Below are 22,662 nucleotides of genomic sequence, written 5' to 3'. Positions count from 1 at the left end.
CGGCCTATGCTCCCGGACATGCCCGCTTCGCTGCGCCGGATAACCATCTTACTGGTCCTGCTGGCGCTTTACGTCGCCGGCGGCGCCTATTCCAGCCTGTTGCGCGGCGGGCCCGACGAAGTAGCCCTGTTCTGGCCCGCGGCCGGTATCGGCCTGGCCGGCGTCCTGCGCTACGGGCTGCGGGTGGCCTGGTTCGTGCCGCTGGGCACCTTGCTGGTGCACGTCCTGTTCGAACCGGTGCCGCGCAGCTTCGTGCCCTGGTCCATGGCCTCGAACTTCCTGGGCGTTATGGCCGGGGCCTGGCTGATGCGCCGGCAGCCCATGGACGACCTGCTGACGGTGCGCTTCGGCCTGCATGCCCTGGGCGGGTCGCTGGTGATGGCGACGGTCAGCGCAATCATCGGAACCACCGGCATGTTGCATGCCGGCATGATCGTCACCGAACAACTGCCCGCCTCGGCCGGGCGCTGGCTGCTGGGCGACCTGCTGGGCGCCACCAGCATCGCGCCGGCCGTGATGCTGCTGCTGCCGGGCCGCGCCGGCCAGCGCCGGCGTTTCGCCGACAGCGAATACGCCTCGGAAGCCGAACGGCTGGGCTGGAACATCGCCCTGATGGCCAGCTACCTGCTGATGGCCTGGGGCGGCAGCTACGGCGGCAACTACGCCCTGGGCCTGGTGGCGCTGCCGCTGGGCGTCATGGTCTGGAGCGCGGTGCGCCTGCCGCCTCGTTTCACTGCCATCGCCAGCGCCCTGACCATGCTGCTCATCGCCGGACTCGCGGGCTTCGGCACCGCCGGCTACCCGCGCGCCACCGACCCGCTCGACAGCCTCTACCTGCTGGTGTTCCTGGTCGAGGTGGCGGCGCTGCCGCTGATGCTGGCCTTCGCCATGCACCAGCAGCGGGTCGCGGCCAGCGTGCTCAAGCACCGCGCCAACATCGACCCGCTGACCGGCCTGGAAAACCGCAACGCCTTCGAGGAAGGCATGCGGCCGGTGCTGGCCGAAACCTCAACCGTACCGATGGCGCTGGCCTACCTCGACCTGGACCACCTCAAACTGATCAACGACACCGCCAGCCACGCCGCCGGCGACCAGCTCATCCGCGGCGTCGCCGGCGTGATTTCGGCGCACATGCGATCCGAGGACCGGGTCGCGCGCACCGGCGGCGACGAGTTCGCGCTGCTGCTGCGCAACTGCACGCCGATGGTGGCCGAAGACCGCATGCGTGCCCTGCTGCGCGCCATCGAAGGTTACCGCTGTGGGTGGAACGGCCAGATGCTGGGCACCACGGCCAGCGTCGGCATCGTCACCTTCCTGCCCGGCCAGGCCGACTATGCGCAGCTGCTTTCGCAGGCCGACGCGGCCTGCTTCACCGCCAAGGAACAGGGGGGCAACCGGGTCTGCCTGGCCAGCCTGGACGCCGGCGAACTGCTGGACCGCACCGCGGCCATGCGCTGGGTGGTGCGCATCCGTGAAGCGCTGGAGAAGAACACCCTGGCCCTGTACTGCCAGTCCATCGTGCCGCTGCAGCCGGGTGCCGGCTCGGGCCGGCATTTCGAGGTCCTGCTGCGCCTGCACGACCCCCGCACCGGCGAACGCCTGGAGCCCGCCCAGTTCATGCCCGCGGCCGAACGATTCCGCCTGGGCACGCGCATCGACCGCGAAGTGATCAGCCAGACCCTGGCCTGGCTGGAATCCCACCCCGAGGCCGCCGCCACGGTCGAGTCGTGCTGCATCAACCTGTCCGGCGAAGCGGTGATTGACGAGGGCTTCATCGGCTTCGTGGCCGAACGGCTGCGCCGCAGCAGTTTCCCCGCCAGGCACCTGTGCTTCGAACTGACCGAAACCAGCGCCGTGCGCGACCTGGCCCGGGCCCAGCGGTTCATCAACCAGCTGCGCGAACTGGGCTGCCGGTTCGCCCTGGATGATTTCGGCACGGGCTTTTGTTCCTTCAACTACCTGCGCGCGCTGGACGTGGACTACTTCAAGATCGACGGCAGCTTCGTGCGCGACATGCACCATTCGCCGATGGCCGAGGCGGTGGTGCGGTCGATCAACGAAATCGCCCACGTGCTGGACAAGAAGTCCATCGCCGAACACACCGAAACCGAAGCCCAGCGGCAGGCACTGCAGGCGCTGGGCGTGGATTTCGGCCAGGGCTTCACCTTCGACGCGCCCACGCCCATCGACGAATATTTCGGTTTGGCGGAAACTGGCGGCCGATGAAACCCGCCCTGGCCCTGCTCGCCCTGCTTTCCCTGCCCGTCGGCGCGGCCGAACTGGCGCAGCTGTCCGTGCACCGCCAGGGCGGCGAACAGGTCGCCGTGGCCGTCAACCGGAGCGCCGGCCCGATTGAAGTCGAACTGCTGGCCGACCAATGGCAGGGCATGGCCAGCGAACCGGGCCTTCCGTACCGGCGCGTGCTCGGGCCGGGCGAACAGGCCACCATGGCGCGCCTTTGGCCCGTGGCCGAAGGCGGCCGGCACGAACTGCGGCTGCTGGCGGTGCCGGGCCCGCCGCATGCCCAGGCGCGCGACGTGGTTTATTCGCTGCCGGTGGAAGAATCGGATTTCGAACTTGGCCAGGGTTTCCACGGCGGCTGGAGCCACGGCGACGAAGCCAACCGCTACGCCGTCGACCTGATCGTCGCCGAAGGCACGCCGGTGCTGGCCGCCCGCGACGGCACGGTGGTGGCGACGATGGCGGGCCACGCCGAGGGCGGTGCCGACCGCTCGCTCGCCGCCCAGGCCAACTTCGTACGCGTGCTGCACGACGACGGTTCGATGGCGCTCTACGCCCACCTGCAGGAAAGCGGCGTCAACGTTCGCACCGGCGACCGCGTGCACCTGGGCCAGGTGCTGGGGTATGCCGGCAGCACCGGCTTTTCCAGCGGTCCGCACCTGCACTTCGCCATCCAGGTGAACGGCGGCATGCGCCTGGTGTCGGTGCCCTTCCGCATGATCGGCCCCAACGGCTACCTCCCGCTGAAACGGTAGAGATGCACTCTGAGCCCGTTTTTCGGGTGTCATGGGTGCGTCATTCTTGGGCTGCAGACTCCACGGCTTGTTGCCTGCGCCGGGAGAACCCGCATGACGTCGCCTCGCCTCGCCTTTCCCCTGCTTGCCGCCTGCCTGGCCCTGGCGGCTTGCCAGCCCGGCGCACCCTCGTCGCAAGACCCGGTCGCGGCGGATACCGATGCCAGGCCTTCCCACGAACGCGAGCCGGATGAACTGGACAAGGACGCGCTGCTGGCCGAAGCCGGCACGCCGCACCAGGTGGTGGCCGAGGCTTTCAGCAGCGTCGACGTGCCCGAGGACAACGTCGATTCGCTGGCCAGCTGGGTGGCCGGCGACGGCACGACCTGGCTGATCGCCACCGCCAAGGAAGGCGACCACGGCCTGGTGGTCTACGACGGCGAAACCGGCGAACGCCTGCGCGGCGTCGGCACCGTGGGCGGTGACCTGGGCCAGTTCAGGCGCCCGAACGGCATCTTCGTGCACGGCGACTACCTGTTCGTGGTCGAGCGCGACAACCAGCGCGTGCAGGTGCTGGCCCTGCCCGGCTTCGAGGCCCTGGGCAGCTTCGGCGAGGCCGTGCTGGAAAAACCCTACGGGCTGTGGCTGCGACCGCTGCCGGACAACACCCTGGAAGTGCTGGTGACCGACGCCTACATGGCTGGTGAAGACGCCATGGGCGAAGACATCGTGCCGCCCGTGGTCGAACTCGACCGGCGCATCCGGCGCTTCATCGTCACCACCAATGCCGGCGCCGTGACCGCGCGCCACGAAGGCGCCATCGGCGACACCAGCGAGGCCGGCGCCATCCGCATCCCCGAATCGCTTTGGGGCGACGTGGCCAATGACCGCCTGCTGGTGGCCGAAGAGGACGAGCACACCGGCACCGCCCTGCGCGAATACAGCCTCGACGGGCGGTTCCAGGGGAGCAGCCACGGGCTGGGCCTGTTCGGCGCCCAGGCCGAAGGCATCGCGCTGTGGGCCTGCGCCGACGGCAGCGGCTACTGGATCGCCACCGACCAGTTCAAGGACCGCAGCCTGTTCCACGTGTTCGATCGCCTGGACCTGGCCTACCGGGGCGCCTTCGCCGGCGAAAAGACCGCCAACACCGACGGTGTCTGGCTGCACCAGGCCCCGACCGCCCGCTTCCCGGCCGGCGTCTTCTACGCCGTGCACGACGACATGGGCGTGGCCGCGTTCGACTGGCGCGACGTGGCCGCGGCCCTGGACCTGCGGGTGGCCTGCGGCACCTGACAAAAACCGGGGTCAGGGTCGACTTTTCCCCGGCGGCGGCGGCAAATCGGGCGGGCGCGGGAAAGGTCGACTCTGACTCCGGCTCCGGGATTCTGGCATCCTGTGTGAACCTTTTTTTACACTTGCCGCCCGCATGAACCCCGACAACGCCCCCGCCTCCTCACGCATCAGCACCGTCCGGCTGGCCCTGGCCATCCTGTTCGTGGTGCTCAGCACCGCCTATGTCTGGTGGCAGTTCGGCCACATCAGCCTGACCCTGGTGGTGGCGGCGGCGTTCGGCGCCTACATGGCGATGAACATCGGCGCCAACGACGTCGCCAACAACGTCGGCCCGGCGGTCGGCGCCCGGGCGATGAGCCTGGCGACGGCCATCGCGATCGCCGCGGTCTTCGAGGCGGCCGGCGCGATCATCGCCGGTGGCGAAGTGGTCGGCACCATCAAGGGCGGCATCATCGACCCGGCGAACATCGCCGACGCCGGCGCCTTCGTCTGGCTGATGATGTCGGCCTTGCTGGCGGCCGCGCTGTGGCTGAACCTGGCCACCGCCATCGGCGCGCCGGTTTCAACGACCCATTCCATCGTCGGCGGCGTGCTCGGCGGCGGCATCGCCGCGGCCGGCTGGGGCGTCGCCAACTGGGGCACGATGGTCAGCATCGTCGCCAGCTGGGTGGTTTCGCCGGTGCTGGGCGGCCTGATCGCCGCCGGCCTGCTGTACCTGATCAAGCGCCGCATCACCTACCGCACCGACCTGGTGGCGGCGTCCGGGCAGACGGTTCCCGTGCTGCTGGCGCTTATGGCCTGGTCCTTCGTGACCTATCTTTGCGTGAAGGGCCTGGGCGCCCTGGTCAAGCTGGACATCCTTCCGGCCCTGGCCATCGGCGCCGTCGCCGGCGCGGTGGCCTACGTCTGGGTGAAGTCGGCCATCTCCAGGCGCGCGGCGTCGATGCAAAACCACCGCGACTCGGTCAACCGGCTGTTCACCCTGCCGCTGATGGCCGCGGCGGCCCTGCTCAGCTTCGCCCATGGTTCCAACGACGTGGCCAATGCCATCGGCCCGCTGGCGGCCATCCACGATGCGCTGATCAGCCAAGGCGTGCACGGCAAGGTCGCGGTGCCGCTGTGGGTGATGCTGCTGGGCGCCATCGGCCTGTCGGTGGGCCTGGCGCTTTACGGGCCGCGCCTGATCAAGACGGTCGGCGACGAAATCACCGAAATCGACCCGATGCGCGCCTACTGCATCGCCATGGCGGCGACGCTGACGGTGATCGTGGCTTCGCAGCTGGGCCTGCCGATCTCCACCACCCACGTCACCATCGGCGCGGTGTTCGGCGTCGGCTTCCTGCGTGAATACCTCAAGGCCAACTACCAGCGCATCATCGCCGAGATCGAAGCCCACCACGCCGCCCACGAGACCGAACGGCACGAGGTGGAAGCCTTCTTCGCCCGGTTCGAAGCCGCGTCGCGCGCCGAAAAATCGGAAATGATCAAGAAGCTCAAGCGCGAGGTCAAAGCCGGCCTCACCCCGATCTCCAAGCAGGAACGCAAGAGCCTGCGGCGCTACCACAAGCAGGCCCTGGTCAAGCGCTCGATCATGCTCAAGGTGGTCGCCGCCTGGATCGTCACCGTGCCGGCGTCTGCGCTGATGGCCGCGGGCATCTTCTTCATGATCCGCGGCGTCGCCCTGGGCTGACCGCGCCTGCGAGCGTCAGGTGGTTGCGCGGCGGATGTCGTCGAGCAGCGCCGCCGCGGTGACCCCGGCGCCGGCGCCTGGCCCCTGGATCACCAACGGGCGTTGATCGTAGCGACAGCTCCAGATCGCCACGCGGTTGTCGCAGGCACCGCCCTGGGCCAGGGCGTGGCCCAGCGGCAGGGATTCGAGGCCGATGCGCGCGTGCGCACCGTCGAGCCTGGCGACGTAGCGCAGCACGTTTCCCCTGGCAGCCGCATCGCGGGCACGGACTGACAGCGCGTGGTCCAGTGACACCAGCGCGGCGTCCGTGGACGCGGCGTCCCGCGCCCCGAGCAGCGCCGGCGTAAGCAGCGACTCGACCTGTACATCACCGGCGTCCAGCGGCTGGCCCGCGGCCCGCGCCAGGATCAGCAGCTTGCGCCGCACGTCCTCGCCGGAAAGGTCCACGCGCGGGTCGGGTTCGGCGTAGCCCAGGGCCACCGCTTCGCGCACGCGCGCGGAGAACGGCGTGCTGCCATCGTAGCCATCGAACAACCAGGCCAGCGTGCCCGACAGCACCCCGGCCAGCGCGCTTACCCGGTCGCCTCCGGCACGCAGGTCGCGGACGCAACGCAGCAAGGGCAGGCCGGCACCGACGGTGGCGGCGTCGCCGTACCAGGCACCGTTTTCGACCTGGCGACGCACCTGCTGGTGGCGGATCAGCGGCCCACCGACACCGAGCTTGTTCGCCGTCACCACGCGCAGGCCGCGCTGCAGCCAGCGTGCGTGCCGGGCCGCGAGCGCTTCGCTGGCCGTGGCGTCCACCAGCACGTCGCCGGGGCCGAACCAGGCAGGCAGGTCGCCGCTGCCGTCGTGGGCCTGGACGGTATCGGGCGCGGCGTCCGGCCCGGCCTGCGCAAGGGCGATGGCGGCAAGCGCAGCGCCGGCCGGCAATCCCTCGGGATCGGCACAGCGCCAGCGTGACGTGGCCAGCAGGCACAAGGACAGCGTCGGTTCAAGCGCGGCCAGCCGCGGCAGCAGCGCCCTGCCGACGGTGCCGGCGCCAAGCACGGCCAGCCGGCGCGGGCGGTCCGGCAGCAGATCCAGGAACGCGCTCATGCCAGGTCTCCGGCGACCGCGGCTTCGGCCGTGCGACCGGCGGCATCGAGCGCGCGCAGCAGGTCGGCCTCCAGGTCATCGAGCGCTTCGATACCGACCGACAGGCGCAGCAAGCCGTCGCCGATGCCGGCCGCGCGACGGGCCTCGGCCGACATGGCCGCATGGGTCATGGTCGCCGGGTGCGCGACCAGGCTTTCGACGCCGCCCAGGGATTCGGCCAGGGTGACGTTGCGCAGCGGACCCAGGAAGGCGCGCACGGCCTGCACGCCGCCGTGCAGCTCGAACGACAGCATCGCGCCGAAGCCGCGCTGCTGGCGCGTCGCCAGCCGGTGGCCGGGATGGCCGGCCAGGCCGGGATAGTGCGTGGCGCGTACCGCCGGATGGCCTGCGAAACGTTCGGCCAGCGCCGCGGCGTTTTCCTGGTGCACGCGCAGGCGGGCGTCGAGGGTGCGCAGGCCGCGCAGCGTCAGGAAACTGTCGAAGGGAGAGCCGGTGACGCCCAAGGCGTTCGCCCACCAGGCCAGCGTATCGAGCAGCGCCGGGTCGCGGGCGACCACGGCGCCGCCGACGACGTCGCTGTGGCCGTTGATGTATTTGGTGGTCGAGTGCAGCACCAGGTCGGCACCGAAATCGAAGGGACGCTGCAGGGCCGGCGACAGGAAGGTGTTGTCCACCAGCAGCAGCGCGCCGTTGGCGTGCGCCGCCAGCGCCGCCGCACGCAGGTCGGTGATGCGCAGCAGCGGGTTCGAGGGCGTTTCCACCCAGACCAGCCGCGCCGGACGTGAAAGCGCCTCGGCGAGCGCCACGGGGTCACCCAGGTCCACCAGCTCCAGTTCGAAGCGGCCCTTGCGCGCCAATGCATCGAACAAGCGCCAGCTGCCGCCGTAGCAGTCGCGCGTCACCACCAGGCGGTCCCCCGGCTGCAGCAGCGCTTCGGCGACCAGCGCCACCGCCGCCATGCCGGTGGCCGTGACCACGGCGCCGGCGCCGCCTTCGAGCTCGGCCAGGGCACCGGCCAGCAGGTCACGGGTGGGATTGCCGCTGCGGGTGTAATCGTAGCGGCGCTTGGCGTCGAAGCCGGCGAAGCTGAAATTGCTCGACAGCACCAGCGGCGGCGTGACGGCGCCGAAGGCGGTGTCGGCGTCGATGCCGGCGCGCACGGCCGTGGTGGCGGGGCAACAGGCGCTCATGCCGGCACCTCCAGGCTGTCGCGCAGGATCCGGGTGATGGCGGGGCCCTCCTTCAGGAATGCGTCGTGGCCAAAGGGCGAACGCAGTACGCGCAGGCGGGCCGGTCCGCCCAGGGCTTCCACCAGGGCCTGCAGGTCGGAAAGCGGCACCAGCCGGTCTTCGGCGACGGCGACGACGGTGGTGGGTACGGTGATGGCACCGGGGTCGAGCTGCTGCAGGTCGATCGATTCGGACAGCCGCAGGAAGGCGGTGCTGCACCAGCGTGCCGCATAGCGCTGGCCGCAGTGGGTCAGGTAGTCCTCGGCGGCGACGCGGGCGCGTTGGCCATCAAGCACCGCCGGGCTGTCGAAGCGGGCGGCGAACTCTTCCGGGGTGCGGTAGCTAAGCATCGCCCACTGGCGCGCCAGCGACAGGGCCCGCGACACCTGCCCTTCCTCCCGGCCCAGGGCAACGACCTGCCGCTGCAGCGCGCGCCACGCACTGGCGTAGGGGTGCGGGCGGTGCGCCCCGGAAATCGCCACCAGGCGATCAAGCCGGTCGCCATGGCGGGCGGCGAACTGCAGCCCGACCATGGCCCCGTAGCTGGCGCCGACGAAGGCCGCGACGCGGCCGGCTTCGAGACGATCCAGCACGACGGCCAGTGCGTCGGCCTGGTCCGCGGGGTCGATGGGCTGGTCCAGGCAGCCGTCGGCGCCGATCCAGTCGATGGCCAGCACGCGCCGGCGGGCGGTGTCGACGGCGCGGCCCGGCCCCACCTGGGCCGGCCACCAGCCTTCGCCGCGTTCGTCGCTGGCCAGCTTGCAGCCGGCGGAAATGCCGCCCGCCACCACGACCCAGGGCGCGTCCGCCGGACCTCGCCACTCACCCCGGACGCGCACGCGGCGCAGGCCGGCATGTCGCATCGGCAGGTCCAGTTCCAGCAGGAACCGCCGCGCGGATGGCGGCGAAAGGGAAAACGCCGCGGCCAGGGGCGCGGCTTCGACGTGGACCTGGGGGGAACTGAGGGACATGGCGGGCTCCTTGGGGCAAACCCAGGGAGTCCGGCGGTGAAAGAAGTCGGGCAGCCCCCTTCGCGGGGGAAACACGACCCATCTTTCGGCGAGCACCGGACCATCCGGACGCCCCCGCAGGAATTGGCACCTTCATGCGTGATTGCTCGCGCATGGGTTGCCCCGGCGTCATTGGGCCTACCCCTCAGCCGGTCTCGATGGGATTGCGAGGCCGACTTTGCCCGGACCGTCAGGACTTGTCAATCGCTTCATGCCGATGAAGCGATGCCTGGAATGGAGTCCCCCTGAAACGGGGTCAGAGAACATCAGCACTTAAAACCACAGATTCAAACGCCAATGTTCTCTGACCCCATTTTCGACGCATACTTTGGGGCTATGCGCACCCTCCTCGCCCCCCTCGCCTTCGCCCTGCTGCTGGCCGGCTGCGCCAGCGTGCCCGCCCCGCCACAGCCGGATCCGTCGTCCAAGCCGATGCCCGATGTCTTCGGCGCCGATTCGGTGCCGGTGCCCGAGGCTTTCCTCAGCCCGGAAATGCCCGAGCACGAGATCGACTCGGTGGCCAGCTGGACCACGCCCGAGGGCCATACCTGGCTGATCGCCACCGGCAAGGAGAGCCACCAGCTGGTGGTTTTCGACGGTGACGACGGCGAGTACCGCCTGGCCTTCGGCGAACGCGGCGACCGCCCCGGGCAATTCAACCGGCCCAACGGCATCGCGGTATTCGGCGACCTGGTGTTCGTGGTCGAGCGCGACAACCACCGGGTCCAGGTCCTGCGGCTGCCCGACTTCGACCCCGTTGCCATGGTCGGCCAGGACGTACTGCGCAGCCCCTACGGACTGTGGTTGAACGAAACCGCGCCGGGCGAGCTTCAGCTGCTGGTGACCGACAGCTTCATGGCCGATTACCGCACCGAAACCCTGCCGCCGATGCACGAGCTGGACCAGCGCGTGAAACGCTTCCGGCTGCGCATGCCGCCGATGGGCGGGCTGGAAAGCGAGTACCAGGGCCATTTCGGCGACACCACCGAGGCCGGTGCGCTGCGCATGGTCGAATCGATCGCCGGCGACCCCCTGCACGACCGCCTGCTGATTGCCGAGGAAGACCTCCGCGTGGGCACGACGCTGCGCGTCTACGACCTGTCGGGCAACTACGCCGGCACCAACCTGCCCCGCGAACGCTTCCGGGCACAGGCCGAAGGCGTGGCCCTGTGGGCCTGTTCCGACGGCAGCGGCTACTGGATCGCCACCGACCAGGCCCGCGACCTGACGGTGTTCCACGTCTTCGACCGCCGCGAACTGGGCTACCTGGGCAGTTTCACCGGCGAAAACACCGCCATGACCGACGGCATCTGGCTGCATGCCTCCGCGACCCGGCGTTTCCCCTACGGCGCGCTCTATGCCGCCCATGACGACGCCGGCATCGCCGCGTTCGACTGGCAGGACATCGCCCGGGTGCTTTCAATCCGCCGAAGCTGCGAGTAGCTATAATGTCGGGCTTATGTCCGACCATCTGACTGAAACCCGCCGCCGCCGCACGTTTGCGATCATTTCGCACCCCGACGCCGGCAAGACCACGCTGACCGAAAAGCTGCTGCTGTTCGGTGGCGCCATCCAGATGGCCGGCTCGGTGAAGGGCCGCAAGGCCGCCCGCCACGCCACGTCCGACTGGATGGCGCTGGAAAAGGAGCGTGGCATCTCGGTCACCAGCTCGGTGATGCAGTTCCCCTACGAGGGCCGCATCGTCAACCTGCTCGACACCCCCGGCCACGCCGACTTCGGCGAAGACACCTACCGCGTGCTCACCGCGGTGGACAGCGCGCTGATGGTGATCGACGTCGCCAAGGGCGTCGAGGACCGCACGATCAAGCTGATGGAGGTCTGCCGGCTGCGCGACACGCCGATCATGAGCTTCATCAACAAGCTCGACCGGGAAGGCAAGGAACCGATCGAATTGCTCGACGAAGTCGAAAGCGTGCTGGGCATCCAGTGCGCGCCCATCACCTGGCCGATCGGCATGGGCCAGCGCCTCAAGGGCGTGGTGCACCTGATCAGCGGCGAAGTGCACCTGTACGAACAGGGCCGCAACTTCACGCGCCAGGACAGCACCATCTTCCCCTCCATCGACGCACCCGGCCTGGCCGAACGCATCGGCGGGAAGATGCTGGCCGACCTGCGCGACGAACTCGAGCTGGTGCAGGGCGCGTCCCATCCGTTCGACAAGCAGGCCTATCTGGAAGGCAGGCAGACGCCGGTGTTCTTCGGCTCGGCGGTCAACAACTTCGGCGTGCAGCCGCTGCTCGACTTCTTCGTCGAACACGCGCCGTCACCGCGGCCGCGCGGCACCACCACGCGCGAGGTAATGCCCGAGGAAGAAACCTTCAGCGGGTTCGTGTTCAAGATCCAGGCCAACATGGACCCGCAGCACCGCGACCGCGTGGCCTTCCTGCGCGTGTGTTCGGGCCGCTACGTCAGCGGCATGAAGGCCTTCCACGTTCGCAGCGGCAAGGACCACAAGCTGGCCAACGCACTGACCTTCATGGCCAGCGACCGCGAGATCGCGGAAACCGCCTACCCGGGCGACGTGATCGGCCTGCACAACCACGGCACGATCTCGATCGGCGACACCTTCAGCACCGGCGAATCGATGGGCTTCACCGGCATCCCCAACTTCGCGCCCGAACTGTTCCGCCGCGCCCGCCTGCGCGACCCGCTCAAGCTCAAGCAGCTGCAGAAGGGCCTGGCCCAGCTTTCCGAAGAAGGCGCCACCCAGTTCTTCCGGCCGCTGATGTCCAACGACCTCATCCTGGGCGCGGTGGGCATGCTGCAGTTCGACGTGGTGGCCTACCGCCTGAAGGACGAATACAGCGTCGATGCCAGCTTCGAGCCGGTGTCGGTCGCCACCGCGCGCTGGGTGAAGGGCGGCACGCCGAAGAAGCTCGAAGAGTTCCGCGAGAAAAACGCCAGCCACCTGGCCGTGGATGCCGCCGGCCAGCTGGTCTACCTGGCGCCTTCCCGCGTGAACCTGCAGCTGACCCAGGAACGCTGGCCCGACTTCGAGTTCGCCGCCACGCGCGAGCATGCGCAGGCCCTGGCCGTCGACTGAGGCCGCCCCACGAAATTGGAGCGCCAGCTCCAGACTGCAGGCGCATGCTCGAGCCATGACCGAATACGAAAAAGACCACGAATCCCCGCGCGAGGAACTCGCCAACGCCATCAGCCACGGGCTGGGCGCGCTGGCGGCGCTCGCCGGCGGTTCGGTACTGGTCACGCTTTCGGCGTCCTTCGGCAATGGCTGGCAGCTGGCCGGGGCGATCGTGTTCAGCGCCTCGCTGTTCGTGCTGTACCTGGCGTCCACGCTGTACCACATGACCAGCAACCTGGAATGGCGCGGCCGGCTGAAGGTGTTCGACCACTGCGCGATCTTCATCCTGATCGCCGGCACCTATACGCCCTTCACCCTGGTCGGCCTGCGCCAGGACGGCGGCTGGTGGCTGTTCGCGGCCATCTGGACACTGGCCATTGCCGGGGTGGTGTTCAAGCTGTTCTTCACCGGCCGGTTCAAGGGGCTTTCAACCGCCATCTACCTGGGCATGGGCTGGATGCTGGTCACCGCACTGGGTCCCTTCCTGCGCCAGGTGCCCATGGAAACCATCCTGTGGCTGCTGGCCGGCGGCCTGTCCTACACCGCCGGCACGTACTTCTACATGCACAAGCGCATCCCGTTCGCGCATGCGATCTGGCATGGCTTCGTCTTGGGCGGCAGTGCCTGCCACTTCGTCGCGGTCACCCAGCACGTCGTGCCCGGCTAGCCGGGCACGCGCCTAACTGGCGATGTATTGCTGCAGCTGTTCGATCTCGAGGCGCTGGTCCTCGATGACGGCCTTGACCAAGTCGCCGATGGACACCATGCCGACCACCCTCTCGCCGTCGATCACCGGCAGGTGGCGGATGCGGCGATCGGTCATGACGGCCATGCAGGTCTGGGCGGTGTCGGTGGGCCCGACGGTCACCACCGGATGCGACATGATTTCGCCGACCGGCGTCTGCGCCGATGAACGGCCCTGCAGGATGACCTTGCGGGCGTAATCACGCTCGGTGGCGATGCCGACAAGTTCGTCGCCCTGCATCACCAGCACCGAACCGATATGGTTTTCGGCCATGAGCCGGATGACCTCGAGCACCGGCGCCTCCCGGGGCACGGTGATCAGGCGGTCGGCCTTGCCGGCCAGGATCTGGTTGACGTTGCGCATGCACCGGCCCTCCGTGATTCCCTGGGCCGACTATACCCCTCAGCGGGGCAGCTTGGCTTCCGAAACCAGGTACAGGGGCCGCTGCTTAACCTCGAGGTAGAGCCGCCCCAGGTACTCGCCGACGATGCCCAGCGCCACCAGCTGGATGCCCCCCAGGAACAGCACCACCGTCATCAGCGACGGCCAGCCTTCCACCGGGTCGCCCCACAGCACCGTGCGCGCGACAATCCACAGGCCCCAGCCGAACGCACCCAGCGCCGTCAGCAGCCCGACATAGGTGGCCAGGCGCAGCGGCACCGTGGAGAAACTGGTGATGCCTTCCAGCGCCAGGTTCCACAGCCGCCAATAATTGAACTTGCTGCCGCCGGCCAGGCGCGGCGCGCGTTGGTAGGGCAGCGACACCTGGCGGAAACCCACCCAGGTGAACAGGCCCTTCATGAAACGCTGGCGCTCGCGCAGCTGGCGAAGCGCGTCGAGCACCGGCCTGGACATCAGCCGGAAATCACCGGTGTCGGGCGGGATGGGCGTATGCGACAGCCGTGACATCACCCGGTAGAAGGCGGCGGCGGTGAAGCGCTTGAGCCAGCTTTCGCCGTCGCGTTGGGTGCGCGTGCCGTAGACCACGTCGAAACCTTCGCGCCACCTGGCCACGAACTGCGGGATGAGTTCGGGCGGATCCTGGCCGTCGGCGTCGATCACCAGCGCGGCATCGGCGTCGACGTGGTCCAGGCCGGCGGTCAGGGCCAGCTCCTTGCCGAAATTACGGGCAAGCCGCAGCAGCTGCACGCGCGGGTCGTCGCTGGCCAGGGACTGCAGCACCTGCCAGGTGCCGTCGCGGCTGCCGTCGTCGACGTACAGCACCGACGTGTCGGCATCGAGCCCGTCCAGCACGGCACGCAGGCGCCGGTGCATTTCAGGCAGGGACGCCTCCTCGTTGAAGGCGGCGATGACGATGGTCAGGGTTTGGCGGGATGGCATCGGCCCAGTTTACCCAAGCCACTAACGATCAGGGGCGAGATAGGCCGGACCGCCGAGCTGTCGCACCTGCCGCTGGATCCAGGCGGCCCGCCGCTGCACGTAGGGTCCCGGCCGGGCCGCGCTGTAGCGCTTTGGATTGGGCAGCACCGCCGCCAGCAGGGCGCATTCGGACGAGGACAAGGCGCTGGCGGGCTTGCCGAAGAAGGCCTGGGCAGCTGCTTCGGCCCCGTAGATGCCGTCACCGAACTCGGCGATGTTCACGTACACCTCGAGGATGCGCTGCTTGGACCAGAACGCTTCTATCAGCACCGTGTACACCGCCTCGATGCCCTTGCGCAGGTAGCCGCCGCCACCCCACAGGTACAGGTTCTTGGCGACCTGCTGGCTGATCGTGCTGGCGCCGCGCACCCGGCCGCCTTCGGCATTGGAATCGAGCGCCTTTTCGATGGCGCGCAGGTCGAAACCCGCGTGTTGCGGAAAAGTCTGGTCCTCGGCCGCGACCACCGAAATCGGCAGGCAGCTGGCGATCGCGCCGGCGTCGCGCCATTCCTGGCGCAGAGTGAAACCCGGTTCGCCCAGGCCCTCGACCTGCCGGATCAGCATGAACATGGACGTCGGCGGGTCCAGCCAGCGCAGGGGCGCCACCTGCAGCAGCATGAACGTGGCCAGCCAGACCGGCAGCCACAGCAGCCGCCTTGGCCAACGCCGTTTTCGTTTTCCCGCCTGGACCATGTTTTGACTCCTCGGACAGTTAAAATAGCAGGCATGGACAATCACCCCGACGCCGACACCCTGACCCGCTTCGTGCTCGAACGCTCCGGCGTGCGCGGCATCGTCGTGCACCTGGACGAGGCCTGGCAGCAGATCGCCGGCCGCGCCCACTACCCGGCGCAAGTGGCCGCCCGCCTGGGCGAAACCTGCGCCGCCGCGGCGCTGTTCACCGGCCACGCCAAGATCAATGGCCGGCTCAGCGTGCAGCTGCGCGGCACCGGCGCCCTGCGCACGCTGTTCGCCGAGTGCACCGCCCAGGACACCGTACGCGGCATCGCCCACTTCGAAGAACCCGTGCCCGAGCCGCTGACCCCGCGCGCCTTCGGCGAGGGCTCGGTGCTGGCCATCACCATCGAATCCACCCCGCCCGGCAGCCGCGAGCCCACCCGCTACCAGGGCCTGGTGGGCCTGGACGCCGACAGCCTGGCCGGCGCCTTCGAGGGCTATTTCGAGCAGTCCGAACAGCTGCCCACCCGCGTCCTGCTGGCCACCGGCGACGGCCGCGCCGCCGGCCTGATGCTGCAGCAGCTGCCCGGTGGTCACGGCGACCCCGATGGCTGGGCGCGCGTACAGGCCCTGTTCGAGACCCTGGCCGGCCCCGAACTGGCGCAGACCCCGGTCGAAACCCTGCTCTGGCGCCTGTTCCATGAAGAACAGGTGCGGGTGCTCGATACCCGGCCCCTGGCTTTCGCCTGCAGCTGTTCGCGCGAGCGGGTGGCCGACATGCTGCGCGGGCTGGGCGCCGACGAGGCCCGGGCCGCCCTGCAGGACGGCGTGGCCGAGGTGCACTGCGATTTCTGCGGCCAGGGCTACCGGTTTGAACCTGAACAGATTGAAGCCTTGTTCAGCCCGAAGCCCACGGCCCCGGGCCCCACCCGCCTGCAATAGCGGCCGCCCCCTTTGCCACCCTGTTAAAAAGTGGTAAATTCGCCGCTAACCGTCCGGGAACTTTCCCGCCGGAGCCTGCCCTAAGCAGGGTCAACAAGGACGCCCCCCATGTCGCCGCTGCTGCGCCCCATCGCCGGATTCATGCTTGCCCTCGCGGCGGCTTCGGCGTTCGCGCAGACGCCGCCGCCGCTGTATATCCCGCAGGCCAACGCGCAGGAAGCAGACGAAGCCGCCAACACCACCGCGCTGCCCATCCTGAACAACGTCAGCGGGCAGCTGGAAGGCTTCCTTCTCATCGACCGGGGCACCGGCAACAACACCTCGCTGGACCGCCTGCTGGGCCGAAATGCCGCGCCCGCTGCCGGTGCCGGCGTGGTGCTGCCGATGGACAACGGGCGCCGCGTGGGCGCCAGCCTGCAGCTTGAAGCCAATCCCACGCTGGGCCTGCTTTGCGACAACAGCGCCGTCGCGCGCAGCGTCGGCCAGCTGGCGCAGCACTGCCTGGCCGCCAACCTGGCCAACAGCGGCACCGCCATCCCGCTGGCGCTTTCGCGCCCCGGGCTGCGCGCCAACGCCACGCTGGAAGGCAACCGCAGCCGCCTCACCGCCAGCATCGGCCTGAACCAGTTCGACACCCAGGCGCCGCTGCTGCTGCCGGGCGCTCGTTTCGGCGGTGCCCAGAGCGACCTCATCCTCAGCCTCGCCGGCGCCAACGTCGAAGAAACCGACATCGGCCTGCTGGGCGAAATGCAGGTCGGCCAGACCGGCTGGGTCAGCATCGGCGGCACCCTGGCCCGCGCGCGCATCGTTGGCGCGAACCAGCTCCCCGGCGGCGTGCGCCCCGAGTGGAACACCGGCACGCTGCGCCTGGAAGCCGGCTTTGGCGACTTCGGCGGCGAGATCGTCGGCCGCATCATCGAACTCCCGGGCAGCCCCACCACCTACAGCGACGTCGGCATCGGCGTCACCTGGCGTGCCCCGTGGCAGGCCCGCCTCAGCGTCGGCGCCGCCAGCGTCGTCAGCCGGGGCCAGAACCCCTTCAGCAACACCACGGACGACGACGAAGAGTCGACCCGCGTCCCGTACATCCGCTACGAGCAAGATCTCTGATCGAGCTCGATCTGTGATCCAGTTCCTCGGCCTTCACGCGCCTTCCACGTAGCATCCCGGTCAGCCCGCGCACCCTGTGTCCGCGGCCCGTCGCCTTGCCTCCGGACCGCGATGACCCTGGCCCTGACCCCCGCCCAAGACTTCCTGGCCCGCCACCGCATGGTGCTGTTCGACGTCCATCTCGAGCACGCACAACCCGACGACCCGTACCGCGCCGCCGACTTCCAGGCCCGCCCTCGCCACCACGATACGCGCGCCCTGCGCGAGAGCCTTGCCGCATGAACCGCGCCCTCGACCGCCCCACCGAGGACGTGCTCGACACCCTGCCCTGCGCGCTGCTGTGCTTCGACGCCTCCGGGCGCGTGTGCGCGAGCAATGCCCGCCTGCTGGCGCTGGTGGGCCGGAACCGCCGCCAGGTAATGGGCGGTCGCGTGGAAACCCTGCTGACCGCCGGCAGCGCGATGTTCCTGCGCACCTATGTGCTGCCGCTGCTGATGGGCCACGGCCAGGCCGATGAAATCGCGCTGGACCTGCAGCATGTCGACGGCAGTGAACTGCCCGTGCTTATTTCCGCCCGCCGCGAGGGCCAGGGCGCCGACGCCATCGTGCGCTGCGCCATCCTGCCGGCGCCGCGCCGCACCGACCACGAACGCGAACTGCAGCGCGCCCGCCGCGAAGCCGAACATGCCCGCAGCCACCTCGAGCGCGCCAATGCCGACCTGGACCGCTTCGCCGCCAGTGCCGCGCACGATCTTTCCGAGCCCACCCGCAAGGTGCGCGCCTTCGGCGACCGCCTGCTGCACAGCCAGCGCAGCCAGCTGCACCCGAGCGACCGTGACTACGTGGCGCGCATGCTGGCCGCGGCCGAGCGCATGCAGGGCATGATCGACGGCCTGCTGCAGCTGGCCCGCACCGGCCAGGCCCACGAAGACGGCCCGCGCAAGCCGCTGGCCCGGGTCGTCGAACAGGTGCTGGCCGACTTCGACCGCCACATCGCCGCGGCGGCGGCCGAAGTGATCCTGGGCGAGCTGCCGGAAGTGGACGTGGACGCCACCGCCGTCGGCCAGGTGCTGCAGAACCTGCTGGGCAACGCCATCAAGTATCGCCGCGACGGCGTGGTGCCCGAGTTGCACATCGAAGGCGGCAGGCTCGAGCCTGCCGACGTCCCGACCTGGTGGCTGCGCGTACGCGACAACGGCACCGGCTTCGCTCCCGAGCATGCAAGCCGCTTGTTCGAACCCTTCATGCGCCTGCACGACAAACACAAATACCCCGGCGCCGGCCTGGGCCTGGCCACCAGCCAGCGCCTGGCCCAGGGCCTGGGCGGCAGCCTGCGCGCGGAAGGACGGCCCAATGAAGGCGCCAGCTTTACGCTGACGCTGCCAGCCTCACCCGCCGCACCTGCACGCCGAAGCCCTGGTCGGCCATAGAACTGGCCAGCGGCTCCACTTTTAGCCGCGGACCGGAACGCACCACCACCGGGCGCCCGGCACGTAGTTCGGCATAAACCTGCGCGGCTTGCCCGCGCAGGAAGATGCGCAGCGATTCCAGCGTATGCGCCGGCTTGTCGCGCAGCCGCGAGTGCGACAACACCACCAGCGCGACCTCCTCCACGGCGCTGCCGTGGTCCCGCTCATTTCCGTCCATGCCTCATACAACGCAGCTTCGGGCAACCGCGGGACACGGCGCCAGGCCCGCTGCCCGCGTTTCAGCTGCCGTAGTACTCCCGGTACCACGCCACGAACCTGGCCACGCCCTCCTCGACCGACACGACCGGCCGGTAGCCGATGTCGGCAATCAGGTCGGACACGTCGGCCTCGGTGTCGGGAACGTCGCCCGCCTGCAGGGGCAGCATCTCCATCACCGCCTTGCGGCCCAGGTTGCGTTCGAGCAGTTCAATGAAATGAAGCAGCTGCACCGGCTGTTCGTGGCCGATGTTGTAGATCCGATAGGGCGCGACGCCACTTGTCGCGGGGTCGGGGTCGCGGCTGCTCCACCCGGCGTTCCGGCCGGGCGGGACATCCAGGGTGCGCACGACCCCTTCGACGATGTCGTCGATGAAGGTGAAGCTGCGCGAATGCTGGCCGTGGTTGAACACCTTGATCGGCCGGCCTTCCGAGATCGCCCTGGCAAAAAGGATGGGCGCCATGTCCGGCCGGCCCCAGGGCCCGTAGACGGTGAAAAAGCGCAGCCCCGTGCACGGGATGCCGTACAGGTGGGCATAACTGTGCGCCATCTGCTCGTTGGCCTTCTTGGTGGCCGCGTACAGGGTGAGCGGGTGCTCGGTGGAGTCGTGTTCGGAGAACGGCAGCGTGCTGTTGGCGCCGTACACCGAACTGGTGGATGCATAGACCAGGTGTTGGACCTGGTGGCTGCGGCACGCCTCGAGAACATGGAGGAAGCCCACGACATTGCTCGAGACGTAGGCATGCGGGTTGGTGGCGGCATAGCGCACTCCCGCCTGCGCGGCCAGGTGCACCACGCGGCTGGGCCGCGCCTTCGCGAACAGGTCCTCGATCGCGGTCCTGTCGGCCAGGTCGGCGGTGACATGTGCATAACCCGGCAGCCCCTCGAGCCGGGCGAGGCGCGCGCGCTTGAGCGAGGGGTCGTAATAGTCGTTGAGGTTGTCGACGCCGACCACCTGCGCGCCCCGGCCCAGCAGGGCCTTGGCAACGTGGAAGCCGATGAAACCCGCCGTTCCGCTGACAACAATGGTCATGGGCTTACCCTGGCGCGACCGATGCAACCCAGGCCCGCCATCGCAACCCGGGCCTGCCGCGGACCCTGTTTCCAAAGACTTGTCATCGCCCGTACACGTCCTCGAAACGCACGATGTCGTCTTCACCCAGGTAGCTGCCCGACTGCACCTCGATCAGTTCCAGCGGTACTTTCCCGGGGTTTTCCAGCCGGTGCTTGCTGCCCAGCGGAATGTAGGTGCTCTGGTTCTCGGACAGCAGGAAGACTTCGTCGCCGCAGGTGACGCGGGCGGAGCCGCTGACCACGATCCAGTGTTCGGCGCGGTGGTGGTGCATCTGCAGGCTGAGCGCCGCGCCGGGCTTGACCACGATGCGCTTGACCTGGAAACGTTCGCCGCCATCAATGCCGTCGTAGCTGCCCCAGGGCCGGTAGACCTTGCGGTGGATGCTGGCCTGGGGCCTGCCCTCGTCCTTCAGGCGGGCGACGATCGCCTTCACTTCCTGCACCTGGTCGCGCGCCGCCACCAGCAGCGCGTCGTCGGTGTCCACCACGATCACGTCGTCCAGCCCGAGCAGGCTGACCAGCCTGCGGCCGCCCCAGGCCAGGGTGTTGCGGCAATCAAGCGCGATCACGTCGCCGTGGTGGGCATTGCCGTCGGCATCCTGGTCGGCGATTTCCCACAGGGCCTTCCAGCTGCCCACGTCGTTCCAGCCCACGCTGATGGGCAGCACGGCGGCCTTGTCGGTCTTTTCCATCACGGCGTAGTCGATGGAATCGGCCGGACAGGCCTCGAACGCGTCGCGGTCCAGGCGCAGGAAATCGACGTCGCGCTTCGCCTTTTCAAGCGATTCGCTGGCGGCGGCGACCATGGCCGGCGCGTGTTTTTCCAGTTCGGCCAGGTAGCTCGAGGCGCGGAAAAGGAACATGCCGGAGTTCCAGAAATAGTCCCCGCTGGCGACGTAGGTTTCCGCGGTGGCCTTGTCGGGTTTTTCGACGAAGGCTTCGACCTTCTGCACGTTCGACCCCGCGGAGCCGGCCTTGATGTAGCCGTAGCCGGTTTCCGGGCCGGTGGGCACGATGCCGAACGTGACCAGCGCGCCCTCGCCCGCCGCCGCACACGCGGCCTGCACGGCGGCGCGGAAACCGGCTTGGTCGGCGATGACATGGTCCGAAGGCAGCACCAGCAGCAGCGGATCGGCACCGCCGGCTCGGGCCTGCAGCGCGGCAACGGCAATCGCCGGGGCGGTGTTGCGGCCCACCGGTTCGAGCACGATGGCCGAAGGCACCGCGCCGGCCTGGCGCAGCTGTTCGGCCACCATGAAGCGGTGTTCTTCGTTCGCCACCACGATGGGCGCGGCCAGCCCGTCCAGGCCCTCGAGGCGTTCCCAGGTGGCCTGCAGCAGCGACTTTTCACCCACCAGCGGCTGGAACTGCTTGGGATGGGTTTCGCGCGACAGCGGCCACAGTCGGGTGCCGGAGCCGCCGGAAAGCAGGACGGGGACAAGTTCGGTCATGGCCGACATCTTGCCACGGTCGCCTGGGACAGGCACTCAGCGGCCGAAGACCACCTGGTCGCGGCCGCAACGTTTGGCCTGGTAAAGCGCCGCGTCGGCGCGGGCCAGCAGGTCGTTGAGCACGTCGCCATCTTCGTGGGTGGCGATGCCGATGCTCAGGGTGGAATTGTAGTCGCGGGCCCGCAGGCGGTAGTCGCCGGCCAGGCGTTCGGCGAAGCGCCGGGCGTCTTCCACCGACGAGTCGGGCAGCAGGCAGGCGAACTCTTCGCCGCCCAGCCGGGCGCAGTATTCGCCCGGGCCGATGCGGGCGTCGATGATCTGGCCCAGGGCACGCAGCAGGTCGTCTCCGGCCAGGTGGCCGTGTTCGTCGTTGGTGCGCTTGAAGTGGTCGACGTCGATGAAAAGCACCGCCGGCTGCTTGCCTTCGCCCAGGGCTTCGGCCATGGCGGTGCCGGCGAGGTTCAGCCAGCCCTGGCGGTTGAGCAGGCCGGTCAGTGGGTCGCTGACGGCGCGCTGCCACAGGGATTCAACCTGCCTGTCCAGGCGGGCGGCCAGGTTGCTGCGTGCGCGGCGCAGCACCAGGCCGGCGCCGGTGCTGAGCAGGTAATAGAACCCGAACAGCCGCACTTCGCCCCCCGGTGCCGAGGATTCCAGCAGCAGGGCGACCACCACCGCGGTGCACAGCGCCAGGCCACCGAAGGTGATGGGCGGCTTCACCAGCAGCGGCAGCCAGGTGACCGGCAGCAGCAGGAATACCGCCATGGGCAGGAGCGAGGGCCCGGTCCACTCCAAGGCAGCCATGGCCAGGCAGGCCAGCAGCAGCGCGAGGAAAACAAGGCCCAGCGCGCGGCGGCGGCGGATGGACACCACCGTGCGATAACGCACCGCCATGGCCACCAGCAGCGCCACGCCGCCCGCCTGCAGCACAAGCCGCGACGGCAGCGACGGCAGCACGAAGGCTTCGTAGGCCAGGACCAGGGCCGCCAGGACAGCCATGGCCAGCAGCAGCTTGCTCATTGCCCCGTGCAGCATCTGGATCTGGCGGCGGTACTGTTCGCGCCGCTCGTGCGCGGGCAAACCCGCCAGGTCGCCCTCGAGGACGTGGCAGAGCATCAGCTGCGCGGAGCGGGCGGTGGTCTTGAGCATCCTTTGCATTAGCGGCGATTTCGCGGACCGGTTCAAGGAAACAAGTCACAGG

Annotated in this window: 21 protein-coding genes and 1 riboswitch; of the genes, 11 read left to right on the top strand and 10 right to left on the bottom strand. The window is 69.1% G+C overall.

The features are described 5' to 3' along the window. Positions 1-18 precede the first annotated feature (18 nt). From IEX13_RS12685 to IEX13_RS12670, 4 genes are all read left to right on the top strand, one after another. Positions 19-2,226: a putative bifunctional diguanylate cyclase/phosphodiesterase gene (locus IEX13_RS12685; protein ID WP_188664980.1), complete on the top strand. Its 2,208-nt coding sequence runs from the start codon at positions 19-21 to the stop codon at positions 2,224-2,226. Then, the gene (locus tag IEX13_RS12680; protein ID WP_188664979.1) at positions 2,223-2,996 is read left to right on the top strand and encodes a M23 family metallopeptidase; all 774 of its coding nucleotides are present in this window, start codon (positions 2,223-2,225) and stop codon (positions 2,994-2,996) included. Before IEX13_RS12685 ends, IEX13_RS12680 begins: the two co-directional genes overlap by 4 nt. Before the next feature lie 93 nt (positions 2,997-3,089). Beyond that, positions 3,090-4,268 carry an NHL repeat-containing protein gene (locus tag IEX13_RS12675; protein WP_188664976.1) on the top strand — a complete coding sequence of 393 codons (1,179 nt, stop codon included), beginning with the start codon at positions 3,090-3,092 and terminating at the stop codon, positions 4,266-4,268. A gap of 133 nt (positions 4,269-4,401) precedes the next feature. Further along, positions 4,402-5,958, top strand: coding sequence for an inorganic phosphate transporter (locus IEX13_RS12670; protein ID WP_188664973.1), 1,557 nt, complete (start codon positions 4,402-4,404; stop codon positions 5,956-5,958). A gap of 15 nt (positions 5,959-5,973) precedes the next feature. On the opposite strand, the gene IEX13_RS12665 is transcribed toward IEX13_RS12670, so the two are convergent. Genes IEX13_RS12665 through metX form a run of 3 tightly spaced genes read right to left on the bottom strand, consistent with a single transcriptional unit; the run spans position 5,974 to position 9,256 of the window. Continuing rightward, the gene (locus IEX13_RS12665) at positions 5,974-7,056 is read right to left on the bottom strand and encodes a homoserine dehydrogenase (protein WP_188664969.1); all 1,083 of its coding nucleotides are present in this window, start codon (positions 7,054-7,056) and stop codon (positions 5,974-5,976) included. Continuing rightward, on the bottom strand, positions 7,053-8,246 hold the full coding sequence (gene metB, locus IEX13_RS12660; protein WP_188664966.1) for a cystathionine gamma-synthase: 1,194 nt from the start codon (positions 8,244-8,246) through the stop codon (positions 7,053-7,055). The genes IEX13_RS12665 and metB overlap by 4 nt, the downstream gene beginning before the upstream one ends. Further along, positions 8,243-9,256, bottom strand: coding sequence for a homoserine O-succinyltransferase MetX (gene metX, locus IEX13_RS12655; protein WP_188664963.1), 1,014 nt, complete (start codon positions 9,254-9,256; stop codon positions 8,243-8,245). Before metX ends, metB begins: the two co-directional genes overlap by 4 nt. A 75-nt stretch (positions 9,257-9,331) precedes the next feature. Further along, positions 9,332-9,460, bottom strand: a riboswitch (SAM riboswitch). Positions 9,461-9,631: 171 nt separating this feature from the next. Between metX and IEX13_RS12650 the strand changes: the two genes are divergently transcribed. From IEX13_RS12650 to trhA, 3 genes are read left to right on the top strand one after another with little or no spacing between them, the layout of a single operon-like run. Continuing rightward, entirely contained in the window at positions 9,632-10,738 is a 1,107-nt protein-coding gene (locus tag IEX13_RS12650) for an NHL repeat-containing protein (protein WP_188664960.1), read from the top strand. A 16-nt stretch (positions 10,739-10,754) separates the two neighbouring features. Further along, positions 10,755-12,359 (top strand): peptide chain release factor 3, encoded by a 1,605-nt coding sequence (locus tag IEX13_RS12645; protein ID WP_188664957.1) that lies wholly within the window; start codon positions 10,755-10,757, stop codon positions 12,357-12,359. Positions 12,360-12,414: 55 nt separating this feature from the next. Further along, the gene (gene trhA, locus IEX13_RS12640) at positions 12,415-13,065 is read left to right on the top strand and encodes a PAQR family membrane homeostasis protein TrhA (protein WP_188664954.1); all 651 of its coding nucleotides are present in this window, start codon (positions 12,415-12,417) and stop codon (positions 13,063-13,065) included. A gap of 12 nt (positions 13,066-13,077) precedes the next feature. Here trhA and IEX13_RS12635 read toward each other — a convergent pair whose 3' ends face one another. From IEX13_RS12635 to mtgA, 3 genes are read right to left on the bottom strand one after another with little or no spacing between them, the layout of a single operon-like run. Next, a complete protein-coding gene (locus tag IEX13_RS12635; protein ID WP_188664951.1) occupies positions 13,078-13,506 on the bottom strand; it encodes a CBS domain-containing protein in 429 nt (142 codons plus the stop codon). 39 nt (positions 13,507-13,545) lie between these two features. Further along, positions 13,546-14,484, bottom strand: a complete 939-nt coding sequence (locus IEX13_RS12630) for a glycosyltransferase family 2 protein (protein ID WP_188664948.1) — start codon at positions 14,482-14,484, stop codon at positions 13,546-13,548. A 21-nt stretch (positions 14,485-14,505) separates the two neighbouring features. Further along, positions 14,506-15,216 (bottom strand): monofunctional biosynthetic peptidoglycan transglycosylase, encoded by a 711-nt coding sequence (mtgA, locus tag IEX13_RS12625; RefSeq protein ID WP_188664946.1) that lies wholly within the window; start codon positions 15,214-15,216, stop codon positions 14,506-14,508. 33 nt (positions 15,217-15,249) lie between these two features. Between mtgA and hslO the strand changes: the two genes are divergently transcribed. The 4 genes from hslO (at position 15,250) to IEX13_RS12605 (ending at position 18,683) form a co-directional block, all read left to right on the top strand. Then, positions 15,250-16,143 (top strand): Hsp33 family molecular chaperone HslO, encoded by an 894-nt coding sequence (gene hslO / locus IEX13_RS12620; RefSeq protein WP_188664943.1) that lies wholly within the window; start codon positions 15,250-15,252, stop codon positions 16,141-16,143. Between the two features lie 108 nt (positions 16,144-16,251). After that, on the top strand, positions 16,252-17,253 hold the full coding sequence (locus IEX13_RS12615; protein WP_188664940.1) for an XOO1806 family protein: 1,002 nt from the start codon (positions 16,252-16,254) through the stop codon (positions 17,251-17,253). Between the two features lie 111 nt (positions 17,254-17,364). After that, positions 17,365-17,535 (top strand): hypothetical protein, encoded by a 171-nt coding sequence (locus tag IEX13_RS12610; protein ID WP_188664937.1) that lies wholly within the window; start codon positions 17,365-17,367, stop codon positions 17,533-17,535. Further along, the gene (locus tag IEX13_RS12605) at positions 17,532-18,683 is read left to right on the top strand and encodes a sensor histidine kinase (RefSeq protein ID WP_188664934.1); all 1,152 of its coding nucleotides are present in this window, start codon (positions 17,532-17,534) and stop codon (positions 18,681-18,683) included. The genes IEX13_RS12610 and IEX13_RS12605 overlap by 4 nt, the downstream gene beginning before the upstream one ends. On the opposite strand, the gene IEX13_RS12600 is transcribed toward IEX13_RS12605, so the two are convergent. From IEX13_RS12600 to IEX13_RS12585, 4 genes are all read right to left on the bottom strand, one after another. Beyond that, on the bottom strand, positions 18,622-18,900 hold the full coding sequence (locus tag IEX13_RS12600) for a hypothetical protein (protein ID WP_188664931.1): 279 nt from the start codon (positions 18,898-18,900) through the stop codon (positions 18,622-18,624). The genes IEX13_RS12605 and IEX13_RS12600 overlap by 62 nt on opposite strands. Positions 18,901-18,961: 61 nt before the next feature. Further along, complete coding sequence (locus IEX13_RS12595; RefSeq protein WP_188664928.1) at positions 18,962-19,972, bottom strand: NAD-dependent epimerase; 1,011 nt, start codon at positions 19,970-19,972, stop codon at positions 18,962-18,964. A gap of 82 nt (positions 19,973-20,054) precedes the next feature. Beyond that, positions 20,055-21,464: a mannose-1-phosphate guanylyltransferase/mannose-6-phosphate isomerase gene (locus IEX13_RS12590; protein ID WP_188664925.1), complete on the bottom strand. Its 1,410-nt coding sequence runs from the start codon at positions 21,462-21,464 to the stop codon at positions 20,055-20,057. A gap of 36 nt (positions 21,465-21,500) precedes the next feature. After that, positions 21,501-22,610, bottom strand: a complete 1,110-nt coding sequence (locus tag IEX13_RS12585; RefSeq protein ID WP_188664922.1) for a GGDEF domain-containing protein — start codon at positions 22,608-22,610, stop codon at positions 21,501-21,503. Between the last annotated feature and the right edge of the window lie 52 nt (positions 22,611-22,662).

It is taken from the genome of Arenimonas soli, assembly GCF_014643775.1.
Classification (GTDB): Bacteria; Pseudomonadota; Gammaproteobacteria; order Xanthomonadales; family Xanthomonadaceae; genus Arenimonas; species Arenimonas soli.
The sequence above is the reverse complement of the archived record's forward strand: the minus strand, read 5'-3'. Positions and strand labels throughout refer to the sequence as shown.

Excerpts from the sequence above, each read along its gene's own strand:
- IEX13_RS12685 (WP_188664980.1), top strand. The coding sequence starts at position 19 with ATGCCCGCTTCGCTGCGCCGGATAACCATCTTACTGGTCCTGCTGGCG.
- IEX13_RS12680 (WP_188664979.1), top strand. The coding sequence starts at position 2,223 with ATGAAACCCGCCCTGGCCCTGCTCGCCCTGCTTTCCCTGCCCGTCGGC.
- IEX13_RS12675 (WP_188664976.1), top strand. The coding sequence starts at position 3,090 with ATGACGTCGCCTCGCCTCGCCTTTCCCCTGCTTGCCGCCTGCCTGGCC.
- IEX13_RS12670 (WP_188664973.1), top strand. The coding sequence starts at position 4,402 with ATGAACCCCGACAACGCCCCCGCCTCCTCACGCATCAGCACCGTCCGG.
- IEX13_RS12665 (WP_188664969.1), bottom strand. The coding sequence starts at position 7,056 with ATGAGCGCGTTCCTGGATCTGCTGCCGGACCGCCCGCGCCGGCTGGCC.
- metB (WP_188664966.1), bottom strand. The coding sequence starts at position 8,246 with ATGAGCGCCTGTTGCCCCGCCACCACGGCCGTGCGCGCCGGCATCGAC.
- metX (WP_188664963.1), bottom strand. The coding sequence starts at position 9,256 with ATGTCCCTCAGTTCCCCCCAGGTCCACGTCGAAGCCGCGCCCCTGGCC.
- IEX13_RS12650 (WP_188664960.1), top strand. The coding sequence starts at position 9,632 with ATGCGCACCCTCCTCGCCCCCCTCGCCTTCGCCCTGCTGCTGGCCGGC.
- IEX13_RS12645 (WP_188664957.1), top strand. The coding sequence starts at position 10,755 with ATGTCCGACCATCTGACTGAAACCCGCCGCCGCCGCACGTTTGCGATC.
- trhA (WP_188664954.1), top strand. The coding sequence starts at position 12,415 with ATGACCGAATACGAAAAAGACCACGAATCCCCGCGCGAGGAACTCGCC.
- IEX13_RS12635 (WP_188664951.1), bottom strand. The coding sequence starts at position 13,506 with ATGCGCAACGTCAACCAGATCCTGGCCGGCAAGGCCGACCGCCTGATC.
- IEX13_RS12630 (WP_188664948.1), bottom strand. The coding sequence starts at position 14,484 with ATGCCATCCCGCCAAACCCTGACCATCGTCATCGCCGCCTTCAACGAG.
- mtgA (WP_188664946.1), bottom strand. The coding sequence starts at position 15,216 with ATGGTCCAGGCGGGAAAACGAAAACGGCGTTGGCCAAGGCGGCTGCTG.
- hslO (WP_188664943.1), top strand. The coding sequence starts at position 15,250 with ATGGACAATCACCCCGACGCCGACACCCTGACCCGCTTCGTGCTCGAA.
- IEX13_RS12615 (WP_188664940.1), top strand. The coding sequence starts at position 16,252 with ATGTCGCCGCTGCTGCGCCCCATCGCCGGATTCATGCTTGCCCTCGCG.
- IEX13_RS12610 (WP_188664937.1), top strand. The coding sequence starts at position 17,365 with ATGACCCTGGCCCTGACCCCCGCCCAAGACTTCCTGGCCCGCCACCGC.
- IEX13_RS12605 (WP_188664934.1), top strand. The coding sequence starts at position 17,532 with ATGAACCGCGCCCTCGACCGCCCCACCGAGGACGTGCTCGACACCCTG.
- IEX13_RS12600 (WP_188664931.1), bottom strand. The coding sequence starts at position 18,900 with ATGGACGGAAATGAGCGGGACCACGGCAGCGCCGTGGAGGAGGTCGCG.
- IEX13_RS12595 (WP_188664928.1), bottom strand. The coding sequence starts at position 19,972 with ATGACCATTGTTGTCAGCGGAACGGCGGGTTTCATCGGCTTCCACGTT.
- IEX13_RS12590 (WP_188664925.1), bottom strand. The coding sequence starts at position 21,464 with ATGACCGAACTTGTCCCCGTCCTGCTTTCCGGCGGCTCCGGCACCCGA.
- IEX13_RS12585 (WP_188664922.1), bottom strand. The coding sequence starts at position 22,610 with ATGCTCAAGACCACCGCCCGCTCCGCGCAGCTGATGCTCTGCCACGTC.